Source organism: Rhizobium sp. SRDI943 (assembly GCF_057653695.1).
Window position 1 is genome coordinate 4634676 of the sequence record NZ_CM172787.1, and the last position, 20930, is coordinate 4655605.

Annotated in this window: 20 protein-coding genes and 1 pseudogene; 13 read left to right on the forward strand and 8 right to left on the reverse strand. The window is 62.1% G+C overall.

Annotated elements, in window-relative coordinates; all coding sequences use genetic code 11:
- Positions 1–173 precede the first annotated feature (173 nt).
- The 3 genes and pseudogenes from AC245Y_RS23060 to AC245Y_RS23070 all read right to left on the reverse strand — a co-directional run bounded on the left by AC245Y_RS23060 (position 174) and on the right by AC245Y_RS23070 (position 1914).
- Positions 174–755, reverse strand: coding sequence for a TadE/TadG family type IV pilus assembly protein (locus AC245Y_RS23060; RefSeq protein WP_020487053.1), 582 nt, complete (start codon positions 753–755; stop codon positions 174–176).
- Positions 755–1388, reverse strand: a pseudogene (locus AC245Y_RS23065) (TadE/TadG family type IV pilus assembly protein). Before AC245Y_RS23065 ends, AC245Y_RS23060 begins: the two are co-directional and overlap by 1 nt.
- A gap of 115 nt (positions 1389–1503) precedes the next feature.
- The gene (locus AC245Y_RS23070) at positions 1504–1914 is read right to left on the reverse strand and encodes a pilus assembly protein N-terminal domain-containing protein (protein ID WP_017995710.1); all 411 of its coding nucleotides are present in this window, start codon (positions 1912–1914) and stop codon (positions 1504–1506) included.
- Positions 1915–2294: 380 nt separating this feature from the next.
- Here AC245Y_RS23070 and AC245Y_RS23075 point away from each other — a divergent pair, with 380 nt between their 5' ends.
- The 10 genes from AC245Y_RS23075 to AC245Y_RS23120 all read left to right on the forward strand — a co-directional run bounded on the left by AC245Y_RS23075 (position 2295) and on the right by AC245Y_RS23120 (position 12048).
- The gene (locus AC245Y_RS23075; protein ID WP_003555874.1) at positions 2295–2483 is read left to right on the forward strand and encodes a Flp family type IVb pilin; all 189 of its coding nucleotides are present in this window, start codon (positions 2295–2297) and stop codon (positions 2481–2483) included.
- Positions 2484–2608: 125 nt separating this feature from the next.
- Positions 2609–3121: an A24 family peptidase gene (locus AC245Y_RS23080; protein WP_017995711.1), complete on the forward strand. Its 513-nt coding sequence runs from the start codon at positions 2609–2611 to the stop codon at positions 3119–3121.
- A 110-nt stretch (positions 3122–3231) separates the two neighbouring features.
- Positions 3232–4047: a Flp pilus assembly protein CpaB gene (gene cpaB, locus AC245Y_RS23085; protein WP_012759728.1), complete on the forward strand. Its 816-nt coding sequence runs from the start codon at positions 3232–3234 to the stop codon at positions 4045–4047.
- Between the two features lie 10 nt (positions 4048–4057).
- Complete coding sequence (locus tag AC245Y_RS23090; RefSeq protein WP_012759729.1) at positions 4058–5557, forward strand: type II and III secretion system protein family protein; 1500 nt, start codon at positions 4058–4060, stop codon at positions 5555–5557.
- On the forward strand, positions 5554–6309 hold the full coding sequence (locus AC245Y_RS23095; protein ID WP_017995713.1) for a CpaD family pilus assembly protein: 756 nt from the start codon (positions 5554–5556) through the stop codon (positions 6307–6309). The genes AC245Y_RS23090 and AC245Y_RS23095 overlap by 4 nt, the downstream gene beginning before the upstream one ends.
- Before the next feature lie 14 nt (positions 6310–6323).
- On the forward strand, positions 6324–7601 hold the full coding sequence (locus tag AC245Y_RS23100) for a CpaE/TadZ family protein (RefSeq protein ID WP_012759731.1): 1278 nt from the start codon (positions 6324–6326) through the stop codon (positions 7599–7601).
- Positions 7602–7733: 132 nt separating this feature from the next.
- Positions 7734–9203, forward strand: coding sequence for a TadA family conjugal transfer-associated ATPase (locus tag AC245Y_RS23105; protein WP_017995714.1), 1470 nt, complete (start codon positions 7734–7736; stop codon positions 9201–9203).
- Positions 9204–9208: 5 nt separating this feature from the next.
- Positions 9209–10216 carry a type II secretion system F family protein gene (locus AC245Y_RS23110; protein ID WP_012759733.1) on the forward strand — a complete coding sequence of 336 codons (1008 nt, stop codon included), beginning with the start codon at positions 9209–9211 and terminating at the stop codon, positions 10214–10216.
- A 15-nt stretch (positions 10217–10231) separates the two neighbouring features.
- A complete protein-coding gene (locus AC245Y_RS23115; protein WP_012759734.1) occupies positions 10232–11218 on the forward strand; it encodes a type II secretion system F family protein in 987 nt (328 codons plus the stop codon).
- 197 nt (positions 11219–11415) lie between these two features.
- Positions 11416–12048 (forward strand): LysE family translocator, encoded by a 633-nt coding sequence (locus tag AC245Y_RS23120; protein ID WP_012759735.1) that lies wholly within the window; start codon positions 11416–11418, stop codon positions 12046–12048.
- Between the two features lie 48 nt (positions 12049–12096).
- On the opposite strand, the gene AC245Y_RS23125 is transcribed toward AC245Y_RS23120, so the two are convergent.
- The gene (locus tag AC245Y_RS23125) at positions 12097–12933 is read right to left on the reverse strand and encodes a tetratricopeptide repeat protein (RefSeq protein WP_012759736.1); all 837 of its coding nucleotides are present in this window, start codon (positions 12931–12933) and stop codon (positions 12097–12099) included.
- Positions 12934–13077: 144 nt separating this feature from the next.
- Here AC245Y_RS23125 and AC245Y_RS23130 point away from each other — a divergent pair, with 144 nt between their 5' ends.
- The 3 genes from AC245Y_RS23130 (at position 13078) to AC245Y_RS23140 (ending at position 15859) form a co-directional block, all read left to right on the forward strand.
- Positions 13078–14469 carry a leucyl aminopeptidase gene (locus tag AC245Y_RS23130; protein ID WP_017995715.1) on the forward strand — a complete coding sequence of 464 codons (1392 nt, stop codon included), beginning with the start codon at positions 13078–13080 and terminating at the stop codon, positions 14467–14469.
- Positions 14470–14639: 170 nt separating this feature from the next.
- Positions 14640–14990, forward strand: coding sequence for a MarR family transcriptional regulator (locus AC245Y_RS23135; protein WP_003544522.1), 351 nt, complete (start codon positions 14640–14642; stop codon positions 14988–14990).
- An 11-nt stretch (positions 14991–15001) separates the two neighbouring features.
- Entirely contained in the window at positions 15002–15859 is an 858-nt protein-coding gene (locus tag AC245Y_RS23140) for a C40 family peptidase (RefSeq protein ID WP_017995716.1), read from the forward strand.
- On the opposite strand, the gene AC245Y_RS23145 is transcribed toward AC245Y_RS23140, so the two are convergent.
- From AC245Y_RS23145 to AC245Y_RS23160, 4 genes are all read right to left on the reverse strand, one after another.
- Positions 15852–17243 (reverse strand): amidase, encoded by a 1392-nt coding sequence (locus AC245Y_RS23145; RefSeq protein WP_017995717.1) that lies wholly within the window; start codon positions 17241–17243, stop codon positions 15852–15854. The two genes, AC245Y_RS23140 and AC245Y_RS23145, sit on opposite strands and share 8 nt — an antisense overlap.
- 36 nt (positions 17244–17279) lie before the next feature.
- A complete protein-coding gene (locus AC245Y_RS23150) occupies positions 17280–18143 on the reverse strand; it encodes an ABC transporter permease (protein WP_017995718.1) in 864 nt (287 codons plus the stop codon).
- Between the two features lie 3 nt (positions 18144–18146).
- Positions 18147–19094: an ABC transporter permease gene (locus AC245Y_RS23155; RefSeq protein WP_017995719.1), complete on the reverse strand. Its 948-nt coding sequence runs from the start codon at positions 19092–19094 to the stop codon at positions 18147–18149.
- Positions 19095–19368: 274 nt separating this feature from the next.
- Entirely contained in the window at positions 19369–20898 is a 1530-nt protein-coding gene (locus AC245Y_RS23160; protein ID WP_017995720.1) for an ABC transporter substrate-binding protein, read from the reverse strand.
- Between the last annotated feature and the right edge of the window lie 32 nt (positions 20899–20930).

The window sequence follows — 20930 nt, forward strand, 5'->3', positions numbered from 1 at the left end:
ATCGGAGGCGGCTGAGATCCAGCCATATAATGCTGCGGCCGGCTTGGCAAATTACAGCGCCGCGCGTCCTTTTCAGACGCGCAAAGGACACTGTAACACTTTGAATTGCTGCATAACTCTCTAATCGATTTCGTTTAGGGAGTTATGCAGCAGAGAAGAGCAGGAGGCGGTCGTCAGCAGTCGCCGCAGGGGATCGAGTCGCCTTGCCGCTGGCGATAGAAATAACTGCGGCTGATGGTGATCGTGCGCATGCCATCCGGCATGAAGTTCGGGGCGAACAGGAACATCCTATAGGGGATGCTGAGCTCGGTGCGGACCAGGAAACTGTTCGCCGTCTTCATATCGGACGGCACATTGCTCACCGCGGCGTTCTTGGCATAGGGCACCGTCCCATCCTGCGCCCAGGACCAGAGCACCTTCGCATTGGCACCGGCATCGATGGTGATCCCGGTGATCTTCAGCGTCAGCGACGTGGCGTTGTAGGGCACAAAGATCGCCGTTGCGACCGACGGCATCTGCGCGAGCGCGCTCTTGGTGACGGATTGCTGCTGGGTGACGAGGTCGGCCACCGTTCCTGCGGCGCGTGTCACGCGCTTGCTGACGCTGAGGCCGACCGTGATCTCGAAAGCGCCGATATAGAGCATCACGAGCACGGGAAAGAGGATCGCGAATTCGATCGCGCCGGCGCCCCTGCGGTCGCGGGCCAGCCGCCGCGCCGTCAGGACCAGTCTGGTGAACGGGTTGCGCAACGCCATCATGGATATTGCTCGTTCTGGAAGGCCGCGGTCGCGACGATCAGATATTGCCGCGGCATCGAACCGTCGGAGGGACGTATCGTGGTGATATAGGGCCGGACCAGATCCGCGGTGATTTCCCAGCGGTAATAGGCGCGCAGCATGTTGATCGTGCCGGCGCCGCCCGGCGCATATTTGAAGGCCGCGGTGTTGATGTCGGCATATTTGTCGGTGGAAAGCTTCGGGATCGTCGTCGGAATGGCCGAAAAGGTGCTGAACGTCTGCACATCCACGTAAAGCTTGCTCGGCGTAGCGACTTCGCTCGCCGAGCAGCGGATCAGGATCGAGATCTCATCGCAGAAAGCCTGGCGGAATTGCGCCTGGTTCATGTCGGTCGTGCGGCCGATTGTAGGTGATCTGCCCGGTTCGCATCCGGCGGCTCATCGTATCGACGGCATTGGAGACGAGTTCTTCGGCGGCGAAGGCGACGAAAGTTTCGAGGATTGCGAAAATCACCAGGAAATAGGGAATGGCGAGCAGGGCGAATTCGATCGCCGCAGCGCCGTCGCGTGAGCGGGCGAGACTGCGAAACCGTAAGAAGCGGAACGGCGCAACAGCGCGCCCCTTATCCGTCTGCTGATCGATTGTCATCATTGCCTGGACCCGAGCGACATTCTCAGTCGTCAGACTAAGGTCCGTTCGTTGATTTTCCGTTTCACCCTGACACGACGATTTTAACGAATCGGCGAACAAGCTGAAGGCAAGTCACTCAGGGCGAGGCGGTCGCGGTAGCCGCTTGCTGCGCATGCTGCTCGCAGTTCGGCGTGCAGGACAGCACGGAGCGCTGGGTCTGCCGGTAGACGCGCACCGTATTGCCCTCGTCGATCGACACCAGGATGCGTTCGTCGAGGATCGCATTGCCGTCGGCATCGAGAAGTACCAGATTGGTGGTGCCGAAGCTGCGTCCTGTGAGCACGATGGTCTTGGCGTCGGCGACCGTCGCATCGGCGACTGCGGCATTGCCGACAATCACCTTGCTGACGGGGCGGTCGAGCTTCAAGACGCGCGCGTGATCCATATAGACGCGCAGCATGTCATCGTCTGCGGCCCCGGAAACTCCCGAAATACCGAAAACGGCGATCATGCCGGCAAAGAAAATGGTTTTGCCGCTCGATGACATTGGGTCCTCTTTCACGATCACAGCGCAATATCCGCATAGAATGGAAAAAAATGGTGAACGAAGCCTTAAGCCTACCGCTCTGTTCCAGGATGAAGCGCAATGCTCCGATTTGGTACGGTCCCTGGGCCGCGCACGCCTCGGTTGGAGGTGGAATTTGTGCTATTTCCGGATGAATGCAGCGGTTATATCCGGAATATTGTTAAATATTGAGGTAAGTGCGTAAGAAAATACTGACTCTACAAAGGCCTGTTGTCTCGTTCACATGTCGTTAACTCTTTTCCTTAAGCCGATGGAAACGGCCATTCGCTAGGTTGCAGTCATCCGATCAACGGCAAACAGTTGGCGGACGTGCTGAACATCAACTGGAGTTAGGAGTTACCATGACCAAGCTTTTTAGCCGTTTTCTGAAGGACGAATCCGGCGCGACCGCAATCGAATACGGCCTGATCGCCGCCCTCATTTCCGTAGCGCTCATCACCGGCGCAACGAGCCTCGGCGGCAAGATCGGCAACACGTTCAACGGCTTGAGCACCAAGATGGACAGCTCTGTCACCGCAAGCGGCGGCTGAGCTAGCTGCCGCCTAGCGGCGTCCGCGCAATACCGGCCGGATCTGCTCCGGCCGAACTATCCGAGCGGGCTCACAGGCTGAACGGCCGTGAGCCTTTTCGCATCTCGTTACGATCGGGTATACGCATGATCGCAGCTTCAGTCTTCGTGATACTGCCACTCTGCCTCGCCATGGCGGCTTTCTCGGATCTCTTCACCATGACGATCCCGAACCGCATTTCCGTGATCCTGATCGCCTCTTTCCTCGTTCTCGCGCCGTTCTCCGGCTTGGGACTGGAAGTGATCGGCATGCATCTTGCCGGCGCCGCCATCGTCTTCAGCGCCTGCTTTGCTCTCTTTGCATTCAATGTGATGGGCGGCGGAGATGCCAAGCTGTTGAGCGCCACCGCGCTCTGGTTCGGTCTGAATGAATCGCTGCTTTTCCTGATGACCGATGTCGCCGCGATCGGCGGTCTCATCACCTTGCTCATCCTGCTCGTGAGAACGCAGTCCAATACCATCCTCGCCATCGGGCTACCGGTGCCGAACTCGGTCCTGCTCGCCAAGAAGATCCCCTACGGCATCGCGATCGCGATCGGCGGCTTCATGGCCTTCCCTTCCTCGCCGCTGTTCCTGGCGGCGCTGGAAAGCCTGAAATAACGGCATTTTAAATGCCCGTTAACTTAAAATGTAAGCGTTCCATTAACCATAATTATACCAATTGCTGAGCATTCTACAGGGCGAACATATCGTGCCCTGAGGAATGATCGATGAAACCGGCTCGCCTTATAATCCTAGCTGTCGCCGTGGTGGCAGCCGGCCTCGCCGGCCTCCTGGCAATGCAAATGGCGGGCAGCGGCGGTGTCGTCACCCAGGTCCGCTCGGTCGTCGAGAAGGAACCGACCGTCAACATCCTCGTCTCGAGCGGCAATCTGTCGGTCGGCGCAAGGCTGGATGACCAGGCGGTGCATTGGATGGCCTGGCCGCAGGGCGGCGTCGTTCCCGGCCTCATCACCGAAACCGACAAGCCGGATGCAATCAAGGATCTGCAGGGCGCCGTCGTGCGTCTGCCGATCTTCGAAGGTGAACCGATCCGGCCGGAAAAGATCGCCGATTCCAGCAGCCGCATCCTCTCCTCGCTGTTGCCGGCCGGCAAGCGCGCCGTCGCGACTGAGATATCGGTGGCAACGGGCGCCGGCGGTTTCATCCTGCCGAATGATCGCGTCGACGTCATCATGGTCCGCAAGGGCGCGGAGGCCGACAAGCTCATCACCGAAACCGTGCTGAGCAATGTCCGCGTCCTCGCCATCGACCAGCAGATCCAGGAAAAGGACGATGGCTCGAAATCGGTGGTCGGTACAACCGCGACGCTCGAGCTCACGCCCGATCAAACGAAGGTTCTTGCCGTCGCCCAGCAGATGGCGGACCGGCTGTCGCTGGCGCTGCGCTCGGTCGCCGATGCGCAGGAGCAGGATACCAGCGCCGCCGACTATCTGCTGAGCGGCGACAACGGCAGTGCGATCATCCAGGTCATCAAATCGGGCGCCATCGTCACGGATGCGGGCGCCGCGCCGAAGGCGGAGTAAGGACGTGCAAATGGGCAATTCAACGCGGCGCGCCGGACCTCTCCTGACAGGTTGCCTTTCGCTGGCAATCGGCGCCTCTGGTATGGTGCCGGCCTCTTTCGCCCCACTCTTCGGTGCAGGCGAAGCGCGCGCCGATTCCGATAGCCTGGTCCGGATCTCGCAGACCGGCTCCAATGCCCATCGCCGGCTGAAGCTCGGGCTCAACAAGGCCGTCGTTGTCGATCTGCCGGAGGATGCGCATGATATCCTCGTCTCCGATCCGACCATGGCTGATGCCGTGACCCGCACCTCGCGGCGCATCTACCTGTTCGGCAAGAAGGTCGGCCAGACGAATATCTTCGTCTTCGGCGCCGGTGGACAGGAGATCGTCAATCTCGACATCGAGATCGAGCGCGACGTCTCCGGCCTCGAAGTCAATCTCCGCCGCTTCATTCCCGACTCCAACATCAACGTCGAAATCGTCTCCGACAACATCGTGCTGACCGGCACCGTGCGCACGCCGCAGGATGCCACACAGGCCGCCGATCTGGCACAGGTCTTCCTGAAGGGCGGCGAGGCGACGACCAGAACCGAAACGGCATCCGGCACCGGCGGCGACAGCTCTGTGGCGCTTTTTGCCGAAGGTCGCCAGAGTTCGCAGGTCGTCAACCTGCTGCAGATCGAGGGCGAGGACCAGGTCACCCTCAAGGTGACGATCGCCGAGGTCCGCCGCGAGGTGCTGAAGCAGCTCGGCTTCGACAATCTGGTTTCCAATTCTTCCGGCATGACGGTCGCTCAGCTCGGCAGTCCCAGCGCCGACAGCGCCGCGTCGACGGTCGGTGGCGGTCTGGCGGCGCTCTTCAAGAGCTCGATCGGCAAATACGACATTTCGACCTACCTCAACGCGCTGGAACAGGCCAAGGTCGTCAAGACGCTCGCAGAACCGACGCTGACGGCGATATCGGGCCAGGCCGCGACCTTCAATTCCGGTGGCCAGCAGCTTTATTCGACGACCGACAGCGACGGCAATGTCACCGTCGTACCGTTTAACTACGGTATCAGCCTCGCCTTCAAACCGGTCGTGCTGTCATCGGGCCGCATCAGCCTGCAGATCAAGACCAACGTCTCCGAACCGGTGGCCGGCAGCGGCAACGCCACCTATCAGCGCCGCTCGGCGGAAACCTCGGTGGAGCTGCCTTCGGGCGGCTCGATCGCGCTCGCCGGCCTTATCCGCGACAATGTTTCCCAGACGATGGGCGGCACGCCCGGTGTCTCAAAGATCCCGCTACTCGGGACGCTCTTCCGCCAGAAGGGTTTCGAGCGTCAGGAAACCGAGCTCGTCATCATCGCCACGCCCTATCTGGTGCGCCCGGTGGCGCGCAACCAGCTCAACCGGCCGGACGACAATTTCAGCCCTGAGAACGACGGTGCGACCTTCTTCCTCAACCGTGTCAACAAGGTCTATGGCCGCCGCGAGGCGCCCGTTGCAGACGCGCAGTTCCACGGCTCGATCGGGTTCATCTACAAATGAGCGGGGCACGATCGGCAGCAATGGCAGAAAACAGAGATCAGGCGATGGCCCATATGATTGCGACGACACCCCGCTTCGGAATCTCGAAGGCGTTTTTTGCGATGGCCGCCATGTCGATGGCAATCCTTTCCGGATGCGCCGGCCCGCATGACCAGCTGACGACCGGCGGCATTCCGGACGATTACCGCGCCCGCCACCCGATCATCGTCACGGAGGCGGAGCAGACGGTGGATATACCTGTTGCCTCCACCGATCGCCGCTTGACCATCGCCCAGCGCGACCTCATCCGCGGCTTTGCGGCAAACTATATCTCGCGCGCCTCCGGGCCAGTTTACGTGCTGTCACCGCAAGGCTCGCCCAATTCGGCGGCCGCCTATCAGCTGCGCAATCAGGTTCGTGCCGAGCTGACATCGAGGGGGATCGCAAGCTCGAAAATCGTCAACACCTCCTATGCCGCTGCCGGTCCCGGCGATGCGGCGCCGATCCGGCTGAGCTTTACCGGCACCACCGCGGTCACCACGCAATGCGGTCAGTGGCCGAAGGACATTTCGAACGATTTGACCAACCAGAATTACTATAATTTCGGCTGCGCTTCGCAGAACAACCTTGCCGCCCAGATTGCCAATCCGGAGGATCTGGTGGCACCCCGCGGCATGACCCCGATCGACGCACAGCGACGCAACAATGCCATCCAGGAATACCGCACGACGACATCGACAATCGAAGATGTCGGCAGCGACAGCAGCTTCTGAGGCGGAACGGGACGATGAGCGCGATCGAATACGAAATCAAAAACCCCAGCGAGCTTCGCAACGCCGAGGAGGCGGTGCGCATGGCGGATCTGGAAAACATGCGGCCGTTGCCGCGCATCTCCGTCCACGCCTTCTGCGAGAGCGAGGTCCTGCAGCATGTCATGGAACGCTGCGCCAATGATCGGCGCGTGGCGAAAGTCAGCATGCGCATCACCAGCGGCGGCATCGCCGCTGCCGCCAATATGTTTTCCGGCGCCCCGACGCCGAACCTCATCATCCTCGAGACCAAGGCGAATGCCGCGAACCTGCTCGGCGAACTCGCACCGCTCGCCGCCGTCTGCGATCCGACGACCAAGGTCGTCATTATCGGCTATTACAACGATATCGGGCTTTATCGCGAACTCATCCGCAACGGCATTTCCGAATATATGGTCCAGCCCGTCGCCATGCCCGATATCCTTGCGGCGATGGCCTCGATCTTCGTCGATCCGGAAGCCGAGCCGCTTGGCCGCAGCATCGCCTTCATCGGCTCGAAGGGCGGCACCGGCGCTTCGACCATCGCGCATAATTGCGCCTTCGGCATTTCCAATCTCTTCTCCACCGAGACGATCCTCGCCGATCTCGACCTGCCTTATGGCACGGCGAACATCGATTTCGACCAGGATCCGGCCCAGGGCATCGCTGAAGCGGTCTTCGCACCCGATCGTCTCGACGAGGTCTTCCTCGACCGCCTGTTGACGAAATGCTCCGAGCATCTGTCGCTGCTTGCCGCACCCTCGCTGCTCGACCGTGCCTATGATTTCGACGGCCAGGCCTTCCAGCCGGTGCTCGATGTTCTGCAGCGCAGCGCGCCCGTCACAGTGCTCGATGTCCCGCATGCATGGTCGGAATGGACGCGCTCGGTGCTGTCGAGCGTCGACGAGGTGGTCATCGCAGCGGTTCCCGATCTCGCCAACCTGCGCAACGCCAAGAATATGCTCGACGCGCTGCGCAAGATGCGGCCGAACGACCGGCCGCCGCATCTCATCCTCAATCAGGTCGGCATGCCGAAACGGCCGGAAATTTCGCCGTCGGATTTCTGTGAGCCGCTGGAGATCGATCCGATCGCGATCATTCCCTTCGACATCCATCTTTTCGGCAACGCCGCCAACAGTGGCCGGATGATCTCGGAAGTCGACCCGAAGTCGCCGACGGCGGAAACCTTTTCGCAGATATCGCACATCGTCACCGGCCGTGTCGCGATCAAGAAGGCGAGGAAGGGCGGCCTGCTGGGCCTCCTAAAGCGCAAGTAGACGATGAGCAATTCCAGCAAAAGCGGGAAGCGGCTTTGCGTCCGCAATTGCGTGAAAACGAACAGATAGAGCATTTCCATGACTCGGAGAGATCGGGAAATGCTCTAGAACGAGCAGATTGGATCGAGTGGCATGTTTGGAAAACGCGGAAATGAGGGTTCCGGAAAGGTCGGGGGGGCGATTGCTCCTCCGCCGCCGGCTCCGGCCGCCGCCCCTGCGGCCTCTTCCCCCTCCATTCTGGTCGAACCCTCGCGCGAGTCCGCACGCCAGCAGGTGCCGCCGATGCAGACGCCGCAACGCAAGCGCCCGGCCCGCACCGATGAATATTACGACACCAAGGCGCAGGTCTTTTCCGCGCTGATCGACACGATCGATCTCTCGCAACTTTCCAAGCTCGACGGCGAAAGCGCCCGCGAGGAAATCCGCGACATCGTCAACGACATCATCACCATCAAGAACTTTGCGATGTCGATCTCCGAGCAGGAAGAACTGCTCGAGGATATCTGCAACGACGTCCTCGGCTACGGCCCGCTGGAGCCGTTGCTGGCGCGCGACGACATCGCCGACATCATGGTCAACGGCGCCGGTCAGACGTTCATCGAAGTCGGCGGCAAGACGATCGAATCGGAAATACGCTTCCGCGACAATGCACAGCTTCTCTCGATCTGTCAGCGCATCGTCAGCCAGGTCGGCCGCCGCGTCGACGAATCGAGCCCGATCTGCGACGCCCGCCTGCCGGATGGCTCGCGCGTCAACGTCATCGCGCCGCCGCTGTCGATCGACGGGCCGGCGCTCACCATCCGCAAGTTCAAGAAGGACAAGCTGACCCTCGATCAGCTCGTCCGTTTCGGCGCGATCACGCCGGAAGGTGCAACCGTGCTGCAGATCATCGGGCGCGTGCGCTGCAATGTCGTCATTTCAGGCGGCACCGGCTCGGGTAAAACCACGCTTCTGAACTGCCTCACCAACTATATCGACAGGGACGAACGCGTCATCACCTGCGAGGATACGGCCGAACTGCAACTGCAGCAGCCGCATGTCGTGCGTCTCGAAACGCGCCCGCCGAATATCGAAGGCGAGGGCGAGATCACCATGCGCGATCTCGTCAAGAACTGCCTGCGTATGCGTCCCGAGCGCATCATCGTCGGCGAAGTGCGCGGACCTGAAGTTTTCGACCTGCTGCAGGCGATGAACACCGGTCACGACGGTTCGATGGGCACCATCCACGCCAACACACCGCGCGAATGCCTGAGCCGTATTGAATCGATGATCGCCATGGGGGGCTTTACCCTGCCGGCAAAGACGGTGCGCGAGATCATTTCCAGCTCGGTCGACGTCGTCATTCAGGCGGCACGCCTTCGCGACGGTTCGCGCCGCATCACCCAGATCACCGAGGTGATCGGCATGGAAGGCGACGTCATCATCACCCAGGACTTGATGCGCTACGAGATCGATGGCGAGGATGCGAATGGCCGCCTGATCGGCCGGCACATGTCGACCGGCGTCGGCAAGCCGCATTTCTGGGATCGCGCCCGCTACTTCAACGAGGAAAAGCGTCTTGCCGCCGCCCTCGACGCGATGGAAGCGAAAACGAAGGAATAGGCGAGATGTTCGGGTTCGATCCGATAGTATTGGCAATCGTCGTCCTCGCCGCCGTCTCCGCGGCGGCGGTCGCCTATGCCCTGTTGTTTTCGAAGATCGAGGCCGACAAGAAATCGGCAAGCCGCATCAATCGCGTCAAATCGGCCGAAAGCGACCGGGTCAAGGTCAAGGCTGCCCGTGACCGGGTGCAAGAGCTGTCGAAGCGCCGTAAATCGGTGCAGGACAATCTGAAGGATCTGGAAAAGCGCCAGCACGAAAAGACCAAGAAGACCGTGTCGATGAAGGCGCGGCTGGTGCAGGCCGGCCTGACGATCACGGCGGCGAAATTCTATCTCATCAGCGCCGTCTTCGCCTCCATGCTGCTTCTCGTCGCCTTGGTCGTCGGCGCATCGTGGATGGTCATGGTCGGTATCGCCGTCGTCGCCGGTCTCGGCCTGCCGCGCTGGGTCGTTGGCTTCCTGATCAAGCGCCGCCAGACCAAGTTTTTGAACGAACTCCCCAATGCGCTTGACGTTATTACGCGCTCAATCAAATCGGGCCTGCCGCTCAACGATGCGATCCGCCTTATTGCCACCGAAGGCACCGAGCCTGTCAAGAGCGAGTTCCTGCGGGTGATCGAGGCGCAGCAGGTAGGCCTGAGTATCCCCGACGCCTGCGCGCGCATGACGATCCACATGCCGCTCCAGGAAGTCAACTTCTTCGCCATCGTCATCGCCATCCAGTCGCAGGCCGGCGGCAATCTGTCGGAAGCGATCGGCAACCTCTCCAAGGTGCTGCGTGAGCGCAGGAAGATGAAGGCCAAGGTCCAGGCGCTCTCGATGGAAGCCAAGGCGTCGGCCGTCATTATCGGGGCTCTGCCCTTCATCGTCGCGACGCTCGTCTACATGACGTCGCCGAACTACATGATGATCCTTTTCACCGATCCGCGCGGCCATTTCATCATGGGTGTCTCGGCGATCTGGATGTCGATCGGCATCTTCGTCATGCGCAACATGGTCAATTTTGACATCTAGCCGGAAGGACGCACCATGTCGCAGGATCTTGCCGCAACGCTGACCAATCCGAGCATGCTGATCGCCCTCTTCGTCGCGATTGCCGTCTTCGCCACTTTTTACACGATCGCCATTCCCTTTTTCGAGCGCGGCGATTTGAACAAGCGCATGAAGGCTGTTTCCACGGAGCGCGAGCAGATCCGTGCCCGCGAACGCGCCCGCATGAACACGGAAACCGGCGCCGGCAAGGCCTCGCTCAGGAACCAGAACAACCGCTCGGTCCGTCAGATCGTCGAGCGCTTCAACCTGCGCAAGGCGCTGGTCGACGAAAACACGGTCAACAAGCTGCGTGCCGCCGGCTTCCGATCGGAGAATGCGCTGAATACCTTCCTGGTGGCGCGTTTCCTGCTGCCTTTCCTGTTCCTGACGCTTGCCGCTGTCTGGGTCTTCGGCCTCGGCAATCTCGCCGAAAAGGGCACGCCGATCCGCCTCTTCGCCGTCATCGGCGTCGGTTATCTCGGCTTCTACGCGCCGAATATCTTCATCTCGAACCGCATGGGCAAGCGCCAGCACTCGATCAAGCGCGCCTGGCCGGATGCGCTGGACCTGATGCTGATCTGCGTTGAATCCGGCATCTCGATCGAGGCCGCGATGCGCCGTGTGTCGGAAGAGCTCGGCGAGCAGTCGCCGGCGCTTGCCGAGGAGATGGTGCTGACCACGGCCGAGCTTTCCTTCCTGCCGGATCGCCGTGCGGCGCTCGAAAATCTTGCCACGCGCACCCAGATCGAGCTGGTTCGATCGGTGACTCAGGCGCTGATCCAGGCCGATCGCTACGGTACGCCGGTTGCACAGGCGCTGCGCGTTCTTGCCCAGGAAGGACGCGACGAGCGCATGAACGAGGCGGAAAAAAAGGCTGCCGCCCTGCCGCCGAAGCTGACGGTGCCGATGATCCTGTTCTTCCTGCCGGTGCTGATCGCCGTCATTCTCGGTCCGGCCGGCATTCAGGTGGCAGACAAGTTCTGACGGTTGCGCCGGCGCCGGAAAGCGGATGCCGCTTTCGGCAGAAGACGATGTTGCCTCAAAGACCGTCGGCCGATCCGGAGCCTTCAAACATGCGTGACCAGCACCGGCATAGCTGGTAAACGGGACGGACGACCATCGGCAAGCGGATGCAACCGCAGTGCCCCTGGCGCGCGTTCAATCCAAAAGAGAGGTCTCCGATGTCTTCTGCGGGCATTTTCATCAGCATCTTGGCAGCCTTGGCGGTCGGCGCGATGAGCCCTGGGCCGAGCTTCGTCGTCGTCTCCAGGATCGCCATCTCGCGTTCCAGGCTGGATGGCCTTGCGGCCGCACTCGGCATGGGCGCCGGCGGTGTCGTTTTTGCCGTGCTGGCGCTTGCCGGGCTGACGGCGCTGCTGTCTCAGTTCGAATGGCTCTATGTCCTGCTAAAGATCGCAGGCGGCGCCTATCTCGTCTATATCGCCGTCAATATCTGGAGGAGTGCCGGTCAGCCGCTCGAAGTCTCTGACACCGTCAACGGCAACCGCGCGCTGAGATTGAGCTTCATGAATGCGCTGCTGACCCAGCTCAGCAACCCGAAGACCATCATCGTCTATGCCAGCCTCTTTGCGGCACTTCTGCCGAGGACGGTGCCGCTCGATCTCATCGTCGCGCTGCCGCTCGGCGTCTTTGCCGTGGAGGCGGGGTGGTATTCGATCGTGGCCTTCGCCTTTTCGGCCCGCCATCCGCGGCGCCTCTATCTTGCCGCCAAGGGCTGGATCGACCGGGCCGCTGGTGCCGTCATGGGCGGCCTGGGTTTGCGTCTCATTCTTTCAGGCCTGAGCGCCCGCTAAGATCAGGATCTGTCTGAAGGCGTAAGCCTTTCCGACGACATGATTCGGTCAGTTGGTGTTGCTGTCGCCTGCTGCTTGCGGCGTCTTGTCCTTGGCGGCGAGTTTCTGCCAGGAATTCTGCTGCGAGAGCATGCCTCTGAGATAGGCGACATTGGCATCGGCCTGCTGCGGCGAAAGTTCGCGCCGGGCTATCTGCTCGGCTTCCGGGAAACGCCCCTGTAGGCCGACGACCAGGGCAAGGTTCTGCCTGACGCGGCTGTCGGCAGTCGGCTGGCTGGCGGCGGAACGCAGGTAGGTTTCGGCCGTGCGCAGATCGCCGGTCAGCACGTAGGACATGCCGAGGTTGGAAAGGATGGAGGGCTCGTTCGGCTGGATGTCGAGCGCGTCGCGGTAGCGCTGCCGGGCATCACTTGCCCGGCCCATCTGGTCGAGGATCGCGCCCTGGGCGGAGATCAGCTTCCAGTCAGGACGGTCGGGCGTCTGGGCGCGGCCGATCGTGTCGAGCGCCTGCTGAAACTGGCCGGCCGCCGCCTGCGCCTTGCCGTAGGCGGCCAGCACGTTGCGGTCGGCGGGATTGGCGATCGCCACCTGCTGCATGACGGCGAGCGCCTGCGTGTCGCGACCGTTCATGCGCAGCAGATTGGCGTAGTTGACGCCGGTGACGGGATCGCGCGGGTTCTTTTCATAGGCCTGGCCGAGCCGGTCCGTCGCTGAGCGCAGCTCGATCGCGTCCATCTCTTCGACCGGCTTGGTGAGTTTCGGGACCGAGCCCGTTGTCATCCGGTCCTTGGTCGTCGAGCAACCGGCGAGTGCCAGGACGAGCAGCGATGCCGCAGCGCCCTGCAGGATACGATTCGTGAATGTGGTGGTGAGCGAGGCAGGCATGGCGCGTTCCTGGATTCCGAAATCGGCGCCTGACCTCGAAGCGGAACAGGGAAAGGTTTGACGCGTAATCTTCGCTCCAGCAATAGTCTGTTAACCCTAACAGACCGTTAAGGAACGATTCCTTGCGACCGCCGAAGGACAATCATGGCCCCCTATCAGTTTATCGAGAGACCGACTCCTTTCAACACGAAGGGCGGTTCGACGCTGCCGATCTTTGCCGTTACGCCTGCCCATATCGAGACCGGCACGATCGATCCGATCGCGCTCAATTGGGCGCGCAGGGCAGGCTACAAGGCCGAAAGCGGGTCGCTGCTGCTGATCCCGACGGCCGAAGGCCATCTCGGCGGCGCGCTTTACGGCCTCGGCACCAATCCATCCGAGCAGCCTTACATCACCGGCAGGCTCGCCCGTGCGCTGCCGGCCGGCGACTGGCACATCGAGACCGCGCCGCTGACGGCAAATCGCCTGGCCCTCGGCTTTGGGCTCGGCAGCTACCGTTTCGACCGTTACAAATCCGAAAAGTCGCCGGCGGCGACGCTGATGATCCCCCGCGATGCCGACGCAGCCGATATCAAGCGCCAGCTTGCCGGCGTCTTTCTCGCCCGCGATCTGATCAATACACCGACGAACGACATGGGGCCGAACCAGCTCGAGGCCGTTTTCCGTGGCCTGGCCGAACATTACAAGGCTGAGATATCGGTTATATCGGGCGACGACCTGCTCAAGCAGAACTTTCCGCTGGTCCATACCGTCGGCCGCGCCAGCGCCGATGCGCCGCGCCTGCTTGAGCTGCGCTGGGGCAAGAAGGGTCATCGCAAGGTGACGCTCGTCGGCAAGGGTGTCTGCTTCGATACCGGCGGTCTCGACATCAAGCCTGCCGCCTCGATGCTGCTGATGAAGAAAGACATGGGCGGCGCGGCGAATGTCATGGGGCTTGCCCTGATGATCATGGACGCCAAGCTGAAGGTCGATCTGCGCGTTATCGTTCCGGTCGTCGAAAACGCGATCTCGTCCAATGCCTTCCGCCCCGGCGACATCTACCGGAGCCGCAAGGGCCTGACCGTCCAGATCGACAATACCGACGCTGAAGGCCGGTTGATCCTTGCCGATGCGCTTGCCTATGCCGACGAGGAAGAGCCCGAGCTCTTGATCAACATGGCGACGCTGACCGGCGCTGCCCGCGTTGCGCTTGGCCCGGATCTCCCGCCCTTCTTCACCGACGACGCCAATCTGGCGCATGACCTGACCGAAGCAAGCCTGGAAACCGATGATCCGCTCTGGCGCCTACCGCTCTATTCCGGCTACGAAAAGGATATCCGCACCAAATTCGCCGATCTCACCAATGCGCCGGCCGGTGGCATGGCGGGGGCGATCACCGCGGCCCTCTTCCTCAAGCGTTTCGTCAGCAAGGCGAAGAGCTGGGTGCATTTCGATATTTTCGGCTGGGCTCCGTCCGAACGGCCGCATTCGCCGGGCGGCGGCGAGGCACAGGCGATCCGCGCACTCTTTCACCATATCCGCGAGAGCCTGCGCTGACGCCATCCGCAGAAAAGCGTTGAGGCGCGCCGCGTGTTCACGCGTTGCGCCTCGCTGCCGATCGTTAAAATTTTATTCACCTTGCCGGACAGCAATTTCCAGCGCCTCTTGCATGTCCACAGCAACTGCCGGAAAATGGAACGTTAGCGTAACGATCTTCCGGAGGGGCCGTGCCGATCGAACTGACCGCCTCGCAGGCGCTGGGGCTCTGGCATGGCGCGGCGCTCGATCAGGTCCGCCACGATGACCGCGATTTGACGTTGCGTCAGATGGCGATCCTGCTGCATATTTATCTGGTGCCGCCGCCGCACACGGTGCGCGGGCTTGCCGCCACGCTTGATGTCACCAAGCCGGTCATTACCCGCGCCTTGGATACGATGGGTGAGATGGGCCTGGTCGATCGTGTGCGTGACGATGCCGACCGGCGCAACGTGATCATCAAGCGCACCGTCGGCGGTGCGCTCTACCTGGAAAAGCTCGGCGATCTCATCCGAGATCAGGCTCGCCGGCTGCCGATCTGAAAGGAATGCGAATGACGATGCTCGACCGCCGCCTGCATGCTTACAGGTCTGATCTCGCGGAAGCGGGGCTCGAAGGCAAGGTTGAGGCGTCACGTTTTACGGAAGGCGCGCCGGCGCGTGTCGCCGTTCCTGTCCTGGCCGTGCGCCCTGAACCGGACCTTGCCCGCGGAATCGATACCGAACTGCTTCTCGGCGAGGATGTGACGGTTTTCGATCGCGCCGGCGGCTGGTGCTGGGTGAAAGCCGCTTCGGACGGGTATGTCGGCTATGTCAAGGCAGACGCGCTCTTGGAAGGCCGGCCGGCGCCGACCCATATCGTCACCGTGCAGCGCACCTTCCTCTATCCGGAACCGGAACTGCGCAAGCCCCACCAGGCCATCCTGTCGATGGGAAGCCGCGTCCACGTCGCCGGCGAGGCGGAGGCGCGCGGCAATCGCTATGTCGTGCTCGAGGACGGAACTGCGATATTCGCCAAGCACGTCCAGCCGATCGGCGCGCTCGATGGCGCCGATTATGTGGAGATCGTCGCCCGTTTCCTGGAAACGCCCTATCTTTGGGGCGGGCGTTCCGGCCTCGGCATCGATTGCTCCGGCCTCGTCCAGTTGGCGATGCTGATGACAGGCAGAGCTGCGCCGCGCGATACCGACCTGCAAGCGGCAGGCCTCGGCCAGCCGATCGATCGCTCCGAAATCCGCCGTGGCGACCTGGTCTTCTGGAAGGGCCATGTCGCCGTCTTCGAAGATCCGGAAACCATCCTGCACGCCAACGGTCATAGCATGACGGTGGCGCGCGAGAATTTCGCGGCCGCGGTCGAGCGCATCGGCTGGCTCTATGAGCAACCGACCGGCTATCGCCGCCCGATCAACTGATCGGAGGCTGCGGCCAGGATCTCACTCCGCCCGTCCAGTCCTCGAAGGCTTTCGACAGTCTCAGCACCCGCATGTCGTCGAAGCGCGGCCCGACGATCTGCAACCCGATCGGCATGCCCGATCGGGAGAAACCGCAATTGATCGAGGCGGCCGGCTGCTCCGACATGTTCCACGGCACCGTGAAACCGATATGCTCAAACGGCAGGGCCGGATCATTGGTCGGAGATGCCCATTCGGCCGGATAGGAGATGATCGGATTGGTCGGCGAAAGCAGGGCGTCGACCTCGGTGAACAGCCGTCCGCAGCTCTTGCGCATCTCGATCGTCTGATTGAAGCCCTTGACCGCATCGACGCCGCTGATGTCGGCGCCGCCCGTCGCCCAATCCCTGATATAGGGCAGGATGCTGTCGCGCCTGTTGTCGTCGAGATCCGCGATATCGCCCCAGAACCGGGACCGCCAGAAATTGTCGAGGCCATCCAGCATCGCGCGGGTTAGCACCGGCTGGACCGATAGAATGGTCGCGCCGGCCGCCTCGAACTGTTTCGCCGCCGTTTCGACCGCGGCCCTGATCTCGTCCTCCACCGCAAGGCCGCAGCCGGCATCGAGCATCAACCCGATTTTCATGCCCGACAGGTCGATGTCGAGATCCATCCAGTTGAAATCGTTCGGCGGCAGGCTGGTGCCGTCGCGCCAGTCAGGGCGTGACAGCGTCGCCATCGAAAAGGCCGCATCTTCGACGGTGCGCGCCATCGGCCCGACGCAGCGCCCGACATAATAGGGATCGGCCGGAATGCGTCCATGGCTCGGTTTGAAGCCGAAGATGCCGGTCCAGCCGGCGGGAAGGCGCACCGAACCGCCGATATCGGTGCCGATATGCAGTGGTCCGTAGCCGGCCGCCGCCGCTGCAGAAGCCCCGGCACTCGATCCGCCGGGATTCTGCGTGGTGTTCCAGGGATTGCGGCTGAGAGGATGAAAGCTCGAAAGCCCGGAGGAAAGCATGCCGTAATCGGGGCAGGTGGTCTTGGCGAAGATCACCGCGCCATCTTCCCGCAGCCGGGCGGCGGCCGGCGCATCGGCGTCCGCGGGCCTCAGTTCCACCGCCCTCGTGCCTGATGGCACCGGCTGGCCCTTCGTGGCGATCAGTTCCTTCAGCGTCACCGGGATGCCGTCGAGGGAGCCAAGCGTTTCTCCCTTCGCCCAGCGCTCCGTCGACGCTTTCGCCTGCGCGCGCGCCGATTCCGGATCGTAGAGGTAGAGTGCCGAAATCGACGGCTCCCAGGCTGCTATATGATCCTCGAGAGACAGCCAGTATTCCAGGGGGGAGAGGCTCTTATCGGCGAAGCGTTGCCTGAGTTCGCGGATGGTAAGGTCGGTTTCGGTCATGGCATAGTCTTTCGGGCTCTTCGTCTTGGGAGGACATCAGCGGCTTGCCTCGCGCGGGTCGAGCAGATCGCGCAAACCGTCGCCGAGCATGTTGAAGCCGAAGACGGTGAGCGCGATGGCAAGACCGGGCAGGATCGCCAGCCAGGGGGCGAGCGCCAGATAGGTTTGCGCATCGGCAAGCATCCGGCCCCAGGTCGGCGCCGGCGGCGCCATGCCGAGCCCGAGGAAGCTAAGACCCGCTTCGGTGAGGATCGCCAGCCCCAGCTGGATCGCGCCATGCACGATGATCTGGCTGATGATATTCGGCAGCACATGGCGCAGCGAAATGGTCAGTCGCGTATTGCCGATGGCGCGCGCCGCCGTCACATAGTCGCGGCTCCAGGCCTGCAGCGAGGTCGCGAGTGTGACGCGGGCAAAGACCGGGATCATGAAGACGGCAATCGCCGTGATCGCGGTGAACCGCCCTGGCCCGAGAAAGGCGCCGAGCATCATGGCGGACAGGATCGGCGGCAGCGCAAAGATGACATCGCAGATGCGCATCAGCAGGGCTTCGAAAGGACCGCGGATCGCCGCCGCCGAAATACCTGATATCGAACCCAGCGTCCCGCCGATCATAACCGCTGTGATGGCGATTGACAGTGAATTCCAGCAACCTGCCATCAGCATCGAAAGCACGTCGCGGCCGAACTGGTCCGTGCCGAGCAGGCCGAAGGCAAGCGGCGGCTGCAGCTTGTGGATGATCTGCATTTTCGCCGGCGGCAGCGGCGTCCAGACGAGCGACAGCAGCGCGACGGCGACCAGCAGCCCGATGATCACAGTCCCTGAAATCAGGTTCATTCGCCGGCTAAGTCTAAAGATCCGGCGGCGGCTGGCAATGGCGGTCGATGCGATCGGTACCATGTTTCAGGCCGCCTTTCTCATCCTGGGATCAATCGCCAGATAGGAGAGATCGACGATGAAATTCATCACGATGACAAGGCCTGCGAAGAATAGCACGACATCCTGCATGACGATGACATCGCGCTGGGAGAGCGCCTGCAGCGCGAGCCGTCCGAGGCCGGGAAGGTTGAAGACGTTTTCAACCAGCACCGCGCCGGCGACGAGAAAGGTGAATTGCAGCCCGATCATCGTCAGGATGGGGATCAGCGCATTCGGCACGATATGCCGCCACAGCACCGCACTGCGGGAAAGCCCCTTGGCGACGGCAGTGCGGGCAAAATCCTCGTGCATCGTGTCGAGCACCGCTGAGCGCGCCACCCGCGTCAACACACCCGCCTGCGGCATCGCCAGCGCGACGGCGGGCATAACCAGCGCCTGCAATGCCGGCAGCAGGCCGGCGCCCCAGCCCGGGAAGCCACCGGCCGGCATCAGCCCGAGCATCGTCGAAAACAGGATGATCAACAGCAGCGCCACCCAGAAGGCGGGCACGGCGATGCTGATCTGCGAAAACAGCGTCGCCATGATGTCGAAGACACCGCCGCGGCGCGAGGCGGCCAGCACGCCGAGCGGCAGGGCAATCGCCACCGAAAGCACGATCGCCATCAGCGCCAGTGGCAGCGTTACCGCCAGCCGCTCGACGATCAACCCCGCGACCGGTACGCCATAGGTCAGGGAATTGCCGAGATCGCCTGATAGCACGCCGATCAACCATTGCCCGTAACGCAGCAGCAGCGGCTGCTCGAGGCCGAGACTGTGACGCAGCGCCGCAAGCGTCTCCGGCGTTGCCGAGGTGCCGAGCATGATCGAGGCGGGATCGCCTGGCAGAAGGTCCATGACGGCGAAGATCAGCAGCGAGACGACGACGAGCGTGACGATGAGACCGGCGAAGCGGCGGGCGAGGAGTGGGATCATGCGTGCCACGCTTTCGATGTGGCCTGGCGGCTCCCCCGCCCGCCCTCATTCCTGTGCTCGTCACAGGAATCCAGCCACGGGGCGTCTGCGCCGTGAATAACTCTCATGCGATGAGTAGCTGGTTCTCCCGCGCCCAAGGACTTGGGCGCACTGGATTCCTGTGACAAGCACAGGAATGAGGGAGCGAGAGGTTCGCGTGAGTCGACCATATCCGACTGTTCTGCTTCCGGCGCCAAGGCCATCACCTCATCACATCGCGCCTGACCTACCCCTCTCACTCGTCCCAGGAAACACCAGTCAGCACGTTGGAAGGGATAGGCTCGTTCTCCCACAGGCCCTTCAGCTTCTTGTCCCAGACGCCGAGTTTCGGCATGACGAAGAGGTAGAGCGCCGGCACGTCCTCGGCGAGGATCTTCTGCGCTTCGCCATAGATCGCATTCTGCGCGGCGGGATCGGTCGTCTCCTGAACCTTCTTCATCAGCGCGTTGAAAGCGGGGTTCTTATAATTGAAATAATAGGGATCGCGCGCATAGATGTCGATGTCGAGCGGTTCGGCATGGGCGACGATCGTCATGTCGAAGTTGCGGTCCTTCATGATGTCCTGGACCCATTTCGCCGGAAATTCCGTCGGCTCGATATTCATCGTCACGCCGATCTCGGCAAACATCGCCTGCATCACCTGGGCGCTGCGCGGCGCATAAGCCATCTGCGGCGATTTGATCGTGAAGGTGAAACCGTTGGGGTAGCCTGCTTCGGCAAGCAGCGCCTTCGCCTTCTCGACGTCGTAAGGCAGCACGCTTGTCATGTCCTGATAGCCCGGATCGTTCGGCGTGTAGTGGCTGCCGATCGGCGTGCCGAGGCCCGACCATGCGCCGTCGATCACCGTCTTGCGGTCGATCGCCATCATCAGCGCTTGGCGGACGCGTTTGTCGTCGAACGGCTTCTTGGCAGTGTTCATGCCGGCAACGACCTTGAGCTCGGTATTGCCGATCTTGGTGACGAGCCTCGCATCGCCGTCGAAAGAACTCATCAGCTCAGGCGCGGCAAATTCCGGAAAGGCATCGAGATCGCCGGATTTCAGCGCTGCCGCCTGCGCCTGCGGATCGGCGATGAAGCGGAAGGTCACCTTGTCGAGCTTGGCGGCCGCATCCTTGTTCCAATAATCGGCATTCCTGGCGAGTTCGACCTTGTCGCCCTTCGCCCAACTGGCGAAACTGAAGGGGCCGGTCCCCACTGGCGTCGTCTTGTCGTCGGCAGCCGTCTTCGGTGCGACCATCACAGAGGCTGGCCAGCCGAGCCAGTAGATCAGGCTGCCGGTCGGCGCAGAGAGATGCAGCACCAGCGTTTCGGCATCCGGCGTATCGATCGAGGCGATCGAAGCGAAGAAGCGCTTCTGCGGATTGACCGAATCGGCGCCACGGGCACGGTCGAGCGAAAACTTGGCGGCAGTGGCATCGAAGGCCTCGCCGTCATGGAATTTGACGCCGGTCTGCAGCTTGAACGTATAGGTCAGGCCATCGGGAGAGATCTCCCAGTTTTTTGCCAGCTGCGGCTGGATCTTGCCGGACTGGTCGATCGTCACCAGCCCTTCGAACACGTTCTGCCAGGTCACCTGGCCGATCGCGACCGGTGCTGCGATCGTCGGGTCGAGACCGGCCGGCTCGACGCTCATGCCGAGATTGAGGGTAGTCTTTGCCGCCTCGGCCGGCGTCATCGCCGTCATCACCAAGCCGGCCGAAAGTGCGGCACCGAGCGAAAGCCGCCGGGCGAAACGCGCTGAAGGCGCAAGCGAAAACTTGATCATCATGTTCCCTTGTCTGGCCACGCTGCGATGGC

Bases quoted from the DNA above. Each gene is read 5' to 3' on its own strand.
- AC245Y_RS23090 (WP_012759729.1), top strand. From the start codon at position 4,058: ATGGGCAATTCAACGCGGCGCGCCGGACCTCTCCTGACAGGTTGCCTT.
- AC245Y_RS23075 (WP_003555874.1), top strand. From the start codon at position 2,295: ATGACCAAGCTTTTTAGCCGTTTTCTGAAGGACGAATCCGGCGCGACC.
- AC245Y_RS23110 (WP_012759733.1), top strand. From the start codon at position 9,209: ATGTTCGGGTTCGATCCGATAGTATTGGCAATCGTCGTCCTCGCCGCC.
- AC245Y_RS23150 (WP_017995718.1), bottom strand. From the start codon at position 18,143: ATGGTACCGATCGCATCGACCGCCATTGCCAGCCGCCGCCGGATCTTT.
- AC245Y_RS23130 (WP_017995715.1), top strand. From the start codon at position 13,078: ATGGCCCCCTATCAGTTTATCGAGAGACCGACTCCTTTCAACACGAAG.
- AC245Y_RS23155 (WP_017995719.1), bottom strand. From the start codon at position 19,094: ATGATCCCACTCCTCGCCCGCCGCTTCGCCGGTCTCATCGTCACGCTC.
- AC245Y_RS23080 (WP_017995711.1), top strand. From the start codon at position 2,609: ATGATCGCAGCTTCAGTCTTCGTGATACTGCCACTCTGCCTCGCCATG.
- AC245Y_RS23120 (WP_012759735.1), top strand. From the start codon at position 11,416: ATGTCTTCTGCGGGCATTTTCATCAGCATCTTGGCAGCCTTGGCGGTC.
- cpaB (WP_012759728.1), top strand. From the start codon at position 3,232: ATGAAACCGGCTCGCCTTATAATCCTAGCTGTCGCCGTGGTGGCAGCC.
- AC245Y_RS23105 (WP_017995714.1), top strand. From the start codon at position 7,734: ATGTTTGGAAAACGCGGAAATGAGGGTTCCGGAAAGGTCGGGGGGGCG.
- AC245Y_RS23145 (WP_017995717.1), bottom strand. From the start codon at position 17,243: ATGACCGAAACCGACCTTACCATCCGCGAACTCAGGCAACGCTTCGCC.
- AC245Y_RS23140 (WP_017995716.1), top strand. From the start codon at position 15,002: ATGACGATGCTCGACCGCCGCCTGCATGCTTACAGGTCTGATCTCGCG.
- AC245Y_RS23095 (WP_017995713.1), top strand. From the start codon at position 5,554: ATGAGCGGGGCACGATCGGCAGCAATGGCAGAAAACAGAGATCAGGCG.
- AC245Y_RS23100 (WP_012759731.1), top strand. From the start codon at position 6,324: ATGAGCGCGATCGAATACGAAATCAAAAACCCCAGCGAGCTTCGCAAC.
- AC245Y_RS23125 (WP_012759736.1), bottom strand. From the start codon at position 12,933: ATGCCTGCCTCGCTCACCACCACATTCACGAATCGTATCCTGCAGGGC.
- AC245Y_RS23060 (WP_020487053.1), bottom strand. From the start codon at position 755: ATGGCGTTGCGCAACCCGTTCACCAGACTGGTCCTGACGGCGCGGCGG.
- AC245Y_RS23160 (WP_017995720.1), bottom strand. From the start codon at position 20,898: ATGATCAAGTTTTCGCTTGCGCCTTCAGCGCGTTTCGCCCGGCGGCTT.
- AC245Y_RS23115 (WP_012759734.1), top strand. From the start codon at position 10,232: ATGTCGCAGGATCTTGCCGCAACGCTGACCAATCCGAGCATGCTGATC.
- AC245Y_RS23070 (WP_017995710.1), bottom strand. From the start codon at position 1,914: ATGTCATCGAGCGGCAAAACCATTTTCTTTGCCGGCATGATCGCCGTT.